The following is a 12,656-nucleotide window of genomic DNA, read 5'->3' as shown; positions in this document are numbered from 1 at the left end:
CGTTTCGTCCATGGCTACCACCCCCGCCGACCCTTCGTCACTGACCGAAGAGGCACTGCAGTTCCTCACCGACCGCCATCTCGCGACGCTGACGACACTGCGACCGGATTCCACACCCCACGTCGTCGCCGTCGGGTTCACCTGGGATCCGGACGCCGGCATCGCTCGCATCATCACCAGCGGTCGATCCCAGAAGGCGATCAACGCAGCCCGTGGTGGATACGCGGCAGTGAGCCAGGTCGACGGGGCGCGCTGGCTGACGCTCGAAGGCCCCAGCGAGGTCCTGACCGAGCGGCCGGACGTCGCCGAGGCCGAGCGGCGCTACGCCGAGCGATACCGCGTCCCCCGTGAGAATCCGGAACGGGTCGTCATCCGAATCGCGGTCCAGCGCGTTCTGGGCTCCAAATCCTTGCTCGGGCGGTGACAGCTCGTTCCCGCGGGGACTAGTCGACGGGAAGAACCGTGAGGCCGTGCGGACGGAGATTAACCGATTCGCAGCCGTCGGCGGTGACGACGACGATGTCCTCGATCCGGGCTCCCCACTCGCCCCGGAAGTAGATACCGGGTTCGACACTGAAGGCCATTCCTTCGGTCAGTTCGATGTCGTTGCCGGAGACGATGTACGGCTCCTCGTGCACCGAGAGTCCGATCCCGTGGCCCGTCCGGTGCAAAAACGCCTCTCCGAGCCCCTCGGACGCCAGGATGTCGCGAGCCGCTGCGTCGATCGACTGCGCTGTCACTCCGGGCCGCACCGCGTCGACCGCGGCCTGCTGTGCGCGTTCGAGCACCGCGTACTGCGTGGCGATCTCCGGCGTCGGCTCACCGAGCACGTAAGTGCGCGTCGAATCCGAGTTGTAGCCCGGTGCGACGGGCCCACCGATGTCGATGACGACGACGTCACCTGCTTCGATGACCCGGTCGGACACCTCGTGGTGCGGGTCGGCGCCGTGAGGGCCGGACCCGACGATGATGAACTCGGCTCCGGTGTGGCCTTCGTCGACGATGGCCGCACCGATGTCCGCGGCGACGTCGGCCTCGGTGCGGCCCACCTTCAAGAACTCCCCCATCCGTGCATGTACGCGGTCGATGGCCTGACCGGCCCGACGAAGTGCGTCGATCTCCGCATCGTCCTTGATCATGCGCAGGCGCCGCAGCACGTCCGTTGCCAACACCGGTACTCGACCGACGGCCGCGGCCAACGGAACGAAGTGCAGCGCGGGCATGGCGTCGTCGACGGCCGTTGCGGCGCCGGGGTGCAGCGCCCCGGCCACCAGATCGTAGGGGCTGACGCCGTCGACCCAGTCGGTGATCTGCAGTCCCAGCTCCGCCACCGCGGAGTCGGTCAAGGCGGCCAGCTCCAAGCGGGGTACGACGACCGTCGGCGTTTCACCGTCGGCAGGCACGACGAGGCAGATCAGTCGCTCGAAGGAACTGGCTCTCGAGCCGACGAGGTACTGCAGGTCCGGTCCGGGCGTGATCAGCAGTGCCGCGAGCCCGGCCTCCCGCGCGTACTCCGCGGCGCGGGTCAGGCGGGAGGCGTAGACCTCGGACGGAAAACGGGCAGCCGAATGTGTCGAATCGGAACTCATGACTTCAGGCTATCGGCGTTTGGCAAGATGTTGCCCATGACAGCCCCGGGAAAGTCGCCCTTGCTCCTTCTCGACGGAGCCAGCCTGTGGTTTCGCGCCTACTACGCTCTGCCCGAATCGATTACGGCTCCCGACGGAAGACCCGTCAACGCGGTCCGCGGTTTCATCGACATGGTGGCCGCACTGATGACGCGCACCGAGCCGTCGCGGATGGCTGTCTGCTTGGATCTGAACTGGCGACCGCAGTTCCGCGTCGACGCGGTCCCGTCGTACAAGGCACACCGAGTCGCCGAGGCAGTCGTCGGCAGCCCCGACAGCGAGGAAGTGCCCGAGACTTTGACACCCCAGGTCGACATGATCATGGACGTACTGGCCGCGGCCGGTGTCGCGACCGCGGGCGCCGAGGGACTCGAAGCCGACGACGTCCTGGGCACGCTCGCTGCCCGCGAACGCACCGACCCTGTCGTCGTCGTCAGTGGCGACCGAGATCTCCTCCAGGTCGCCGCCGACGAACCCAACGAGGTACGCGTGCTGTACGTGGGGCGCGGACTCGCGAAGGCCGAATTGTTCGGGCCCGTCGAGGTCGCCGAGAAGTACGGCGTCCCCCTGCACCGTGCGGGCGACGCCTATGCCGAACTCGCTCTGCTTCGGGGTGATGCGTCCGACGGGCTACCGGGCGTCAAGGGTGTGGGCGAGAAGACCGCGTCGACGCTCATGCTGCGGTTCGGCTCGATCGAGGCGCTCCGCGCGGCCGCGTCCGATCCGACATCCGATCTGGCACAGGGCATTCGAGCGAAGTTGGCCGCAGCGAGCGACTATCTCGACGCCGCGCTACCGGTGGTGCGCGTCGTCCGGGACGCCGACGTCGTGTTCTCGCGTTCCGACGTCATCCCCGCGGTTCCGGCCGACGAGGCTCGGCTGGCGGAGTTGGCGTCCGAACTGGGTATCGGCAACGCCGTGAATCGACTGACCGCTGCCATGTCGACTCACGGCGCTCGCTGACTCGATCGGAACGCGGTCAGCGCGGCCGCGACACCTCGTACGTGCCGTCGTCGTCGGTGAACGTCAACGTCACGGTGCGCGAGATCCCGTCGACGTTCAACGAGCAGTCGAACGAGTTGCCGCGCTTGACATCCTGGCCGTCCGGGCACGACACGTCGGTCACTCCAGACGATCCGTAGGTGCCGGTCACGATTTCCTCGACGCCGGACTCGGCCGCCGTCCGGTCCAGGGTCTTGCCCCCGCCGAGCGTGGCGAACAGAACGCCGCCGATGACGGCAATGGCCAGGACCAGGCCGAGGATGACGAACAGCGGAGTTTTCGAGCTGCTTCCCTGCGATGGCTGCTGACCCGGATTCCACGGTTGCTGCCCCTGCGGGTACTGCCCTTGACCCGGCTGACCCTGACCCGGCTGACCCTGGCCGTAGGCCTGCTGCGGGTACTGGCCGTACTGCCCGGGCTGCTGCCCGTACTGCTGTTGTCCGTACTGCTGTTGTCCGGGTTGCTGTTGTCCGGGTTGCTGGCCGGGATACTGCCCTTGCGGATAGCCACCCGGCGGGTACTGCCCTTGCGGATAGCCCTGTGGGTACTGGCCCTGTGGATACTGCCCCTGTGGGTACTGACCTTGCGGATAGTGGCCCTGAGGGTACGGGTACTGGCCGCCCTGAGGATTCTGAGCCTGGGGATTCTGAGCCTGAGGGTTCTCGGCCTGCGGAGTCTGGCCCTGCGGGTACTGGCCGTACGGCTGTTGCGAGTACTGGCCCCACGCCTGCGAACCGGACTGCCCGGCGTCGGGTGCATCGCTCCCCGATTCACCCTGTGTACGGGACCACTGATCGTCAGGATTGCCAGGACCGTAAGGGCCGCTCATCTCGCCTCCACTGAGTTTCGATTTCTCGACCGATACCGTATCCCGCCGCGCCGACTCAGGCGGCATCGACGGCGACCACTCCACGACGCAGCGCCGAAATCGCCCGCGCTGCAGTCTTCGACAGCTCCGGATCGGGCGCTGCCAGGCGTACCTGATCCAGCAGATCGATGACCTGCCGACACCACCGGACGAAATCGCCTCCCGACAGGGCCTTTCCGTGGTCACCGGCCGCGAGCAACGCGTCGACGAGCGAATTGTCGCTGGCCCAGCGGTACACGGCCTTCACGAATCCCATGTCGGGCTCACGCGTCGGCGGCAGCTTGTGGCGGACCTCGTCGGCATGCAGTTCTGTCCACACGCGGACCGTTTCGCCGAGTGCGAATCGAATCGGACCCGTCGGGCCGTGCGGGATCGGGTCGCCTTCCTGGCGTGACTCGTAGACGACCGCGGACACCACCGCGGCGAGCTCGGCCGGCGACAAGCCTCGCCACAACCCTTGCCGGAGGCATTCGGCGACAAGAAGATCCGATTCCGAGTAGATGCGGCCGAGACGACTGCCGTTCTCGGTCACCGTCGGCGACTTGCCCGTGGTGATGTAGTCGCGCTCGGCGAGCAAGGCCAGGATGCGGTCGAACGTTCGCGCGAGCGAGTTGGTCGTTGCGGACACCTTCTGACGCATCGTCTCGGTCTCTCGCGCAATTCGGTTGTAGCGCTCCCCGACTCGCCCGAGTTCGTCACGATCAGGACGCGAGTGAACCGGATGCGACCGGATGCTGCGCCGCAGCGTCGCGAGCTCGCGATCGTCCGCCGCCGTCGATTTGCGACGCCGCCTGTCCGACCCGGCCGTGATTCCCGTGGACCGGAGAGCCGCCGCCAGGTCACGACGGGTGCGAGCGGTGCGGTGGTCGACGTGCCGTGGCAGGCGCATACGGCCGAGAGGGTCGGCAGGCGACGGGAAGTCCGCGGCCGAGAGTCGCCCGGCCCACTTGTCCTCGGTGAGGAAGAGCGGTCTCGGATCGCCGCGATCGTCGTCGGGTTCCAGTACGACGGCGAGGCCACTGCGACGGCCGCTCGGAATGGAGACGACGTCGCCGCGCTTCAATGCACGCAGTGACTCGACGGCCTTGTCGCGACGGTCCTGCCTCCCCTGGCGTTCGAGCGTCTTCTCACGCGCCTTGAGCCGTTCACGGAGGCTGGCGTACTCGAAGTACTCGCCCTCGGGTCCACCCAGCTTCGAACCGAGCTGAGCCAGCGTCGTCTCGTTCCGTTCGATGCCGCGCACGAGACCCACCACCGAACGGTCGGCTTGGAACTGGGCGAACGACCGCTCGAGAAGTGCGCGCGAATCCGCCGCCCCGAACTGCTCGACGAGGTTGATCGACATGTTGTAGCCGGGGCGAAACGAACTCCTGAGCGGGAACGTGCGTGTGGACGCGAGACCGGCGACCTCGGTCGGTTCGGTTCCCGGTTGCCACAGCACGACGGCGTGACCCTCGACATCGATTCCGCGCCGACCGGCGCGTCCCGTCAACTGCGTGTACTCGCCAGGCGTCAGCTCGGCGTGCGTTTCGCCGTTGTACTTGACGAGCTTTTCCAGCACCACGGTGCGCGCGGGCATGTTGATGCCGAGGGCGAGCGTTTCGGTCGCGAACACCGCACGGACCAGCCCCTTGACGAACAGTTCCTCGACGGTGTGCCGGAACACCGGCAGCATTCCGGCATGGTGGGCGGCGAGTCCCCGCTCGAGCGCCTCACGCCACTCCCAGAACCCGAGCACCTCAAGATCCTGACGTGGCAACTCGGACGTGTGCTTGTCGACGATGTAGCGGATTTCCTCGGCCTGATCCGGGGTCGTCAGCGCCAACCTCGATCGCAGACATTGCGTCAGCGCCGCGTCGCATCCCGCACGGGAGAAGATGAACGTGATCGCCGGCAGCAGTCCCTCCTGATCGAGGCGCGCGATGACCTCGGGGCGCGGAAGCGGTCGGTTGTTGACGCTGCCGCTGTAACTGCCACCACCACCGGAGCGGCCGCGGCCGCGACTGTGGGGGGCCTGCCAGCGATCGACGTGGTCGAGTGCCTGACGCTGCTTGACGTGTCGGACGAGTTCCTTGTCGACGACGACCTTCGATGCGCCGTCTGCATTGGCCCTGCTGTCGAACAGATCGAACAGGCGACGACCGACCATGATGTGCTGGGACAGCGGAACCGGCCGGTTCTCGTCCACGACCACCGTCGTGTCTCCCCGGACCGTCTCCATCCACGCACCGAATTCCTCGGCGTTGCTGACCGTCGCGGACAAGCTGACCAGTCGAACGTCCTGCGACAGGTGCAGGATCACTTCCTCCCACACCGCGCCGCGAAAGCGGTCGGCGAGGTAGTGCACCTCGTCCATCACGACGTGCGACAGGCCGCGTAGTGCGTCGGACGACGCGTACAGCATGTTCCGCAGCACCTCGGTGGTCATGACGACGACCGGCGCGTCCGGATTGATGCTCGAATCACCGGTGAGCAAGCCGACCGATTCGCGCCCGTAGCGGGCGGTCAGATCAGCGAACTTCTGGTTGCTGAGCGCCTTGATCGGCGTCGTGTAGAAGCATTTGCGACCGGCGGACAGCGCAAGATGAACGGCGAACTCGCCGATGACCGTCTTGCCCGCACCCGTCGGGGCACACACGAGCACGCCGTGACCGGCTTCCAGGGCCGTGCATGCATCGACCTGGAAACGGTCGAGAGGGAAATTCAGAGCGCCGGCGAATCTCTGCAGTTCCGACGTGGAGACGGTCACTCGATCACGTCAGATCGTGTCGGTGAAATCCTGGTCGCGGCGAACGATCTGCTCGCGTGCTGCCGGTGGCGTGACGGAAACCGGAGACTCGATGGAACTCGCGGAGTCGATCGACGTTGCCTCGTCATCGGATACATCACCCCAATCGTCGTTTCTCTTCCGCAATTTACGCCTGTCGTTCAGACGCGCGATCTGGACCGCGATCTCGAACAACAGCGTCAACGCCAGAGCCAGTGCCAGCATGGAGAACGGGTCCTGGCCCGGAGTCGCAATGGCTGCGAACACGAACAGGGCGAAGATCAGTCCGCGGCGCCATGCCTTGAGTCGTTCGTACGTCAAGACACCGACGAAGTTCAGCGCGACCACCAACAACGGGATCTCGAAACTGACTCCGAAGATGATCAGCAGGTTGATGAGAAAGCCGAAATACTGCTCACCGCTGAGCGCGGTGATCTGCACGTTGTCACCGATCGACAGCAGGAAGTGCAGTCCCTTGGCGACGATGAAGTACGCGAGCACCGCACCGGCGACGAACAGCGTCGCCGCCGACGTCACGAAACCGATGGCGTACTTGCGTTCCTGCGAGTACAGGCCGGGCGTCACGAACGCCCAGATCTGGTACAGCCAAACCGGGCACGCCATCACGACGCCCGCGGTGAACGCAACCTTGAACCGCAGCAGGAATTGATCGAACGGCCCCGTCGCGAGCAGCCTGCACTCGTCGTCGCCGCTCAGATTCGCCCGCAGGCTCGGGTCCAACGAACAGTACGGGCCACGCAACAGGTCACCGAGACTCTCGATGCCGACGATCGTGTGTGAATACCAGAAGAACCCGAACGCAGTGGTCACCGCCATTGCCAGCAGCGACCACATCAGTCGGGTCCGCAGTTCGTACAGGTGATCGACCAACGACATCGTGCCGTCGGGATTCAGGCGGCGCTTGCTTCGCCGTGGATCGAACGGGATTCGCATTCTCTGTCTTCGCTCAGCAGTGAACCGGGGTGCAGGCGTGCACCCCGGTTTGCCCCAGTGTGTGGGTTACGTCAGGCGGACTTGGAGTCCGGCTGAACGTGAGCGTGCGCGTCGACCGGACGGGTCGAATCGAGCTGTGCCGGAGCTGCGGTCGGTGCGGCCGGAGCGTCGGACTTGCCGTCGTTCTGCATCTCCTTGACTTCGCTCTTGAAGATGCGCAACGAACGTCCGAGTCCACGAGCTGCGTCGGGCAGCTTCTTCGAACCGAACAGAATGACGACAACGAGCGCGACGATCGCCCAGTGCCACGGGCTCATGGCTCCCATGTTTACCTCCCAAGATCAGATGGTGTCGAGCGTACCCGAGTTTCCGGCGGGAACGCCGCCGAGGACCGGCCGTTTCCTGTCCGTTCATCTGTATTGAGTCGAACGAAACAACAGGCTCCGAGTCACTCCAGGTCCGCGTAGGCAGCCAGCGCCGACCGCGCGCGGTTCTCGACACTGCGCTGCAGGTCAGGGGGCCCGAGAACGGTGACGCCTTCGCCGAAGCCCAACGTCAGACGCGTCATCCACGCGAGGGTCGCGAAACGCATGGTCACTGTCAGCGAGCCGTCCGCGTCGGCGCCGACCTGCGTCATCGGGTAGTAATCCATCACCCACGCGTAGCCGGGCGCGATACGCAGCCGCGCCTGAGGCAGCGTCGGGTCGTCGTTGAAGATGTCGAAACTGTCGTCCTGCGGCAGACCCTCCGGGGGCCGGGACGGCTCGTCGAGCTCCACGGCGCGATCGATTCGGTCGAAGCGGAACAACCGCACACCTTCGGCACGACGGCACCACGCCTGAAGGTAACTGTGGTCGTCGATCAAGACGGTGCGGATCGGGTCGACGACACGTTCGGATACTGCGTCGCGGGACGCCGAGTAATAGGTCAGATCGAGCGCGTGCTGGTTGCGCGACGCGGAGCGCACTGCCGCTGCCGTCGCATTCTCGACCCGGGAAGCATCGATGCCACCGTCCGAGGACGACGGCACGTTCGCCGCCGCGGTACCTGCGGCGTCCTCTATCTTCGCGATCGCGCGCTGCGCTGCCGACGGGTCCACCATTCCCGGCATGGCCGTCAACGTTCGGAGCGCCACGAGCAAGGCCGTCGCCTCCGTGGACGTCAACCGCAGAGGGCGGTCGATTCCTGCCGAGAACGTCACCTCGATGCTCTCCTCGGAGAACGACAGGTCGATGAGATCACCGGGTCCGTAGCCGGGCAGTCCGCACATCCACAGCTGATTGAGGTCGGCCATCAGAGTGCTCGTGGACACGCCGAGTTCGTCGGCCGCCTCGGCCGCGCTCATGCCCGGATTGGCGAGGAAGAACGGAACCATGTTGAGCAAGCGAGCGAGCCGCACCGACAGACGCGCGCTCATCGTTGCATTCCGAGCACTCCGGTGGTCACGTTCGCGGTCGACTCGACGCCGGCGTCACCGGCGACGGATCGGAGCGTGGTGAGCACGTCCTGACGCAGTTCGAGCGGTGCGAGTACCAACGCATCGGCGCCGTGTCCGGCGACCAACCGGGTCACCCATTCCCACGAGCGCACCGGGATCTGCACCACCGATCCCGTTCGACCTCCGACGGTGCGATGCTCGACGACGTCGCCCAGGCGTCTGATTTCGAGCGCACGGTCGTCGGCGACCCAGATGGTGGCCGTCCCACTCACCTCCGCGGTCCCCGCCACTCGCTCGACGATCGCCTGCAGATCGACGTCGTCCGGCTTGCCGACGCTTCCCGCCCTTCCGAACGTCGTCACGTCGTCTCCGATGCGCGACAGGCGGAACGTACGAACGTCGTCTCGATCGAGGTCGTGACCCACCAGGTACCAGCGCCCGCGGAACGTGACGACGCCCCACGGCTCGACCGTTCGAGTGGTGAACGGATCCGACGTCGAACTCCGGTGATCGAACTTCACCGAACGGCCGGCATCGATGGCCGCCAGCAGAGCGCCGAGCGCAGGTTCCGATCCCCGTGTACGCGCGGGCACAGCGGTCACGGACGCGGCCGATTCGTCCTGGTCCACCTGGATGCCGGCGGCACGAAGCTTCAGCAGCGCGCTCTGCGCGGCCGAGGTGAGTTCGGGCGATTCCCACAACTGAACGGCGACGGCGACGGCTGCTGCCTCCTCCCGACTCAGATCGATGTCGGGCAGTTCGTACGCGTCGCGGTTGATGCGGTACCCCTCGACACCGTTGTTCCCGACGGACACGCCCGTCTCCAGAGGAACGCCCAGGTCGCGGAGTTCGTTCTTGTCGCGCTCGAACATCCGACCGAACGCCTCGTCGCTTGCCGAATCCCCGTATCCCGCGACGCTTTCCCTGATCCGCTCCGCCGTCACGAACTGACGCGTCGACAACAGACAGATGACCAAGTTCATCAATCGTTCGACTTTGCTGATCGCCACGTGAAGAAGCCTAATGGTCGTAGCGAAGACTGCTACATCGACGCGATCAACCGCTCGACACGCTCGTCGACGCTGCGGAACGGGTCCTTGCACAGAACGGTGCGTTGTGCCTGGTCGTTGAGCTTGAGATGCACCCAGTCCACGGTGAAGTCACGACCTGCCTCCTGCGCGGCAGTGATGAATTCGCCTCGAAGCTTCGCGCGCGTCGTCTGCGGCGGCACGTCGACGGCCTCGTCGATCTGATCGTCCTCGGTGACGCGCTTGGCGAGACCCTTGCGCTGCAGTACGTCGAAGACGCCCCGGCCCCGCTTGATGTCGTGGTAGGCCAGATCCAGCTGAGCGATCTTGGGATCGGACAATTCGATGGAATACCGGTCCTGATAGCGCTGGAACAACTTGCGCTTGATCACCCAGTCGATCTCGGTGTCCACCTTGGCGAAGTCCTGGGCCTCCACGGCGTCGAGGGTGCGGCCCCACAAGTCGACGACCTGCTCGACCTGGGGGTCGTGCTCGCGGTTCTTCAGATGTTCGACGGCGCGAGAGTGGTACTCGCGCTGTATCTCGAGGGCACTGGCCTGCCGTCCGCCCGCCAGACGCACGGGCCTGCGACCCGTCAGGTCGTGACTGACCTCGCGGATCGCGCGAATCGGGTTGTCCAGAGCGAAGTCTCGGAACGCGACACCTGCTTCGATCATCTCGAGGACGAGCGCGGCGGTGCCGACCTTGAGCATCGTGGTGGGCTCGGCCATGTTCGAATCGCCGACGATGACGTGCAGGCGACGGTACTTCTCGGCGTCCGCGTGCGGTTCGTCGCGGGTGTTGATGATCGGGCGCGACCGAGTCGTCGCCGACGAGACGCCTTCCCAGATGTGCTCGGCGCGCTGCGACAGGCAGAACGTGGCGGCCTTGGGCGTCTGCAGCACCTTGCCCGCGCCGCAGATCAGCTGACGGGTGACCAGAAACGGCAACAGCACATCCGAGATGCGCGAGAACTCACCGGCTCGCTGGACGAGGTAGTTCTCATGGCAGCCGTACGAATTGCCTGCCGAATCGGTGTTGTTCTTGAACAGGTAGATGTCGCCGCCGATGCCTTCCTCGGCGAGGCGCTGCTCGGCGTCGATGAGGAGGTCTTCGAGAACGCGCTCGCCCGCACGATCGTGCGTGACGAGTTGGAGGAGACTGTCGCACTCGGCGGTCGCGTATTCGGGATGCGAACCGACGTCGAGGTAGAGGCGCGCGCCGTTGCGGAGAAAGACGTTGGAGCTACGTCCCCACGACACGACCCGCCGGAAGAGGTAGCGGGCTACCTCGTCGGGGCTGAGTCGCCTGTGCCCGTGGAACGTACACGTCACACCGAATTCGGTCTCGATGCCCATAATTCGTCGCTGCACACTTCGACAGTACAACGCAGACGGCGCCGATGACGGCTCCCAACACACCGCATTCGGCGAGTGCCGGGCCTGCACACCTACGCTCGACGCATGAGAACCCGTTCCGCTTCGTTCGCACCCGGGTCGTTCCGCACGCTTCACTTCTGTTCCAGCCGAGTTCACGCGTGGGACGAGGCGATGTTCGACCGAACCGCGACACTGCGGGCGTCGGTTGCCGATCCTGCACTTCGTGCGCTGAGCACGGCAGCGAACCACAGCGTCCTGTGGGGAGTGTCCGCAGGCATCCTTGCGTTGCGTCCGGGTCGTACACGCCGCGGAGCCGTTCGAGGCGTGCTCGCCGTCGGCGCGGCGAGCGCCGTTGCGAACGGACTTCTCAAGCCGCTCTTTCCGCGGACGCGTCCCGGCACCGAACTGACGCCGCTCGTTCGTCGTCTTCTGTCGCCCCCGGTGTCGTCGTCGTTCCCGTCCGGCCACTCGGCGTCCGCCGCGGCGTTCGTCACCGGCGTCGCCCTCGAATCGCCTGCGGCGGGGGCCGTCCTCGCCCCGGTCGCCGCAGCAGTCTGCTACTCACGCGTGCACACCGGCGTTCATTGGCCGAGCGACGTCGTCGCCGGTGCCGCACTGGGCGCAACGCTCGCTCTTTCCACCCGCCGTTGGTGGGCGGTGCGTACCGAGGAACCTGCCGACGTACGGGGAGAATGCGATGCTCCCGCACTCCCCCGCGGCGGCGGGTTGTTGGTCTTGACGAATTCGGGGGCCGGCACCGACGACGACGGCATCACGAACGACATTCGTCGATACCTCCCCGATGCCGAACTGTTCGAGCCTGACCTCGATCTGGATTTCGGTGAGCAACTCGAACGGCGCATCGCGGCGGCCCAGCCGCGGGCGCTCGGGGTGTGCGGCGGCGACGGTTCGATCGTCGCAGTCGCCGATTCCGCTGTGCGGCACGGTCTTCCGCTGGCCGTGTTCCCCGGCGGAACATTGAACCACTTCGCGAGCGACGCGGGCATCGTCGACGTGAAAGCGACCGCGTCGGCCATCGAGAACGGACGTGCTGCCATGGTCGACGTCGCGACCGTGCGTGTGGACGACGCGCGTACGGTGTCGTTCGTCAACACCTCGACGTTCGGCGGCTACCCGGACTCGGTGCGCATCCGCGAGAAGCTGCAGGGGCGGATCGGGAAATGGCCTGCCGCAGCGGTGGCCATGGCGCGCGTCCTCGCCGCGGCCGAGCCGCTCGACGTCACGATCGACGGCCGGCGCAAGGCAGTGTGGATGCTGTTCGTCGGGAACGGTCGGTACTCACCGTCCGACCAGGTTCCGATGTCGCGGGACTCCATCGGCTCGGGAACCCTCGACGTGCGCTACCTGCCGTCGAAGCCGTTTCTGTCTCGCACGCGTCTGTTGTTGGCGGCCGCGACCGGCACGCTCGGGTCGTCGACGACGTACGTCTGCGAACGGGTTCGGTCCGTGACGGTGTCCGTCGTCGGACCGGAGGTGGCACTCGCGACCGACGGCGAGGTCACCGCGGACGGCCGTGTGTTCGAGTTCGCGAGCGGAACCGGCGTCGCACTCTACCGCGATCGGTAGGACGC

At 66.1% G+C, this 12,656-nt stretch carries 11 protein-coding genes; 3 read left to right on the top strand and 8 right to left on the bottom strand.

Going from position 1 to position 12,656, the window contains the following annotated elements:
• Positions 1–10: 10 nt before the first annotated feature.
• Positions 11–424: a pyridoxamine 5'-phosphate oxidase family protein gene (locus HQ354_RS03170; protein ID WP_222634155.1), complete on the top strand. Its 414-nt coding sequence runs from the start codon at positions 11–13 to the stop codon at positions 422–424.
• A gap of 19 nt (positions 425–443) precedes the next feature.
• On the opposite strand, the gene HQ354_RS03165 is transcribed toward HQ354_RS03170, so the two are convergent.
• Positions 444–1,589 (bottom strand): Xaa-Pro peptidase family protein, encoded by a 1,146-nt coding sequence (locus HQ354_RS03165; protein WP_222634154.1) that lies wholly within the window; start codon positions 1,587–1,589, stop codon positions 444–446.
• A 27-nt stretch (positions 1,590–1,616) separates the two neighbouring features.
• On the opposite strand from HQ354_RS03165, the gene HQ354_RS03160 reads away from it, so the two are divergent.
• The gene (locus HQ354_RS03160) at positions 1,617–2,591 is read left to right on the top strand and encodes a 5'-3' exonuclease (protein WP_222634153.1); all 975 of its coding nucleotides are present in this window, start codon (positions 1,617–1,619) and stop codon (positions 2,589–2,591) included.
• 16 nt (positions 2,592–2,607) lie between these two features.
• Here HQ354_RS03160 and HQ354_RS03155 read toward each other — a convergent pair whose 3' ends face one another.
• The 7 genes from HQ354_RS03155 to pafA form a co-directional block, all read right to left on the bottom strand.
• Positions 2,608–3,459, bottom strand: coding sequence for a DUF4333 domain-containing protein (locus HQ354_RS03155; RefSeq protein WP_222634152.1), 852 nt, complete (start codon positions 3,457–3,459; stop codon positions 2,608–2,610).
• Between the two features lie 55 nt (positions 3,460–3,514).
• Positions 3,515–6,247 (bottom strand): RNA helicase, encoded by a 2,733-nt coding sequence (locus HQ354_RS03150; RefSeq protein ID WP_222634151.1) that lies wholly within the window; start codon positions 6,245–6,247, stop codon positions 3,515–3,517.
• A gap of 9 nt (positions 6,248–6,256) precedes the next feature.
• Entirely contained in the window at positions 6,257–7,219 is a 963-nt protein-coding gene (gene tatC / locus HQ354_RS03145; RefSeq protein ID WP_068424125.1) for a twin-arginine translocase subunit TatC, read from the bottom strand.
• A 71-nt stretch (positions 7,220–7,290) separates the two neighbouring features.
• Positions 7,291–7,545: a Sec-independent protein translocase subunit TatA gene (gene tatA / locus HQ354_RS03140; protein ID WP_068424127.1), complete on the bottom strand. Its 255-nt coding sequence runs from the start codon at positions 7,543–7,545 to the stop codon at positions 7,291–7,293.
• 122 nt (positions 7,546–7,667) lie between these two features.
• Positions 7,668–8,636: a YafY family protein gene (locus HQ354_RS03135; RefSeq protein WP_222634150.1), complete on the bottom strand. Its 969-nt coding sequence runs from the start codon at positions 8,634–8,636 to the stop codon at positions 7,668–7,670.
• Positions 8,633–9,667 carry a YafY family protein gene (locus tag HQ354_RS03130; RefSeq protein WP_222634149.1) on the bottom strand — a complete coding sequence of 345 codons (1,035 nt, stop codon included), beginning with the start codon at positions 9,665–9,667 and terminating at the stop codon, positions 8,633–8,635. The genes HQ354_RS03135 and HQ354_RS03130 overlap by 4 nt, the downstream gene beginning before the upstream one ends.
• Before the next feature lie 32 nt (positions 9,668–9,699).
• Positions 9,700–11,058 (bottom strand): Pup--protein ligase, encoded by a 1,359-nt coding sequence (gene pafA, locus HQ354_RS03125; protein WP_222634148.1) that lies wholly within the window; start codon positions 11,056–11,058, stop codon positions 9,700–9,702.
• 177 nt (positions 11,059–11,235) lie between these two features.
• Here pafA and HQ354_RS03120 point away from each other — a divergent pair, with 177 nt between their 5' ends.
• Entirely contained in the window at positions 11,236–12,651 is a 1,416-nt protein-coding gene (locus HQ354_RS03120) for a bifunctional phosphatase PAP2/diacylglycerol kinase family protein (protein WP_222634234.1), read from the top strand.
• The last annotated feature ends 5 nt before the right edge of the window (positions 12,652–12,656 follow it).

The organism is Rhodococcus sp. BP-261, from assembly GCF_019835205.1.
GTDB lineage: Bacteria > Actinomycetota > Actinomycetes > Mycobacteriales > Mycobacteriaceae > Rhodococcoides > Rhodococcoides kyotonensis_B.
The sequence above is the reverse complement of the archived record's forward strand: the minus strand, read 5'-3'. Positions and strand labels throughout refer to the sequence as shown.

What these genes read in the sequence shown, in the direction of transcription:
- HQ354_RS03170 (WP_222634155.1), top strand. Translation starts at nt 11, where the DNA reads ATGGCTACCACCCCCGCCGACCCTTCGTCACTGACCGAAGAGGCACTG.
- HQ354_RS03165 (WP_222634154.1), bottom strand. Translation starts at nt 1,589, where the DNA reads ATGAGTTCCGATTCGACACATTCGGCTGCCCGTTTTCCGTCCGAGGTC.
- HQ354_RS03160 (WP_222634153.1), top strand. Translation starts at nt 1,617, where the DNA reads ATGTTGCCCATGACAGCCCCGGGAAAGTCGCCCTTGCTCCTTCTCGAC.
- HQ354_RS03155 (WP_222634152.1), bottom strand. Translation starts at nt 3,459, where the DNA reads ATGAGCGGCCCTTACGGTCCTGGCAATCCTGACGATCAGTGGTCCCGT.
- tatC (WP_068424125.1), bottom strand. Translation starts at nt 7,219, where the DNA reads ATGCGAATCCCGTTCGATCCACGGCGAAGCAAGCGCCGCCTGAATCCC.
- tatA (WP_068424127.1), bottom strand. Translation starts at nt 7,545, where the DNA reads ATGGGAGCCATGAGCCCGTGGCACTGGGCGATCGTCGCGCTCGTTGTC.
- HQ354_RS03135 (WP_222634150.1), bottom strand. Translation starts at nt 8,636, where the DNA reads ATGAGCGCGCGTCTGTCGGTGCGGCTCGCTCGCTTGCTCAACATGGTT.
- HQ354_RS03120 (WP_222634234.1), top strand. Translation starts at nt 11,236, where the DNA reads ATGTTCGACCGAACCGCGACACTGCGGGCGTCGGTTGCCGATCCTGCA.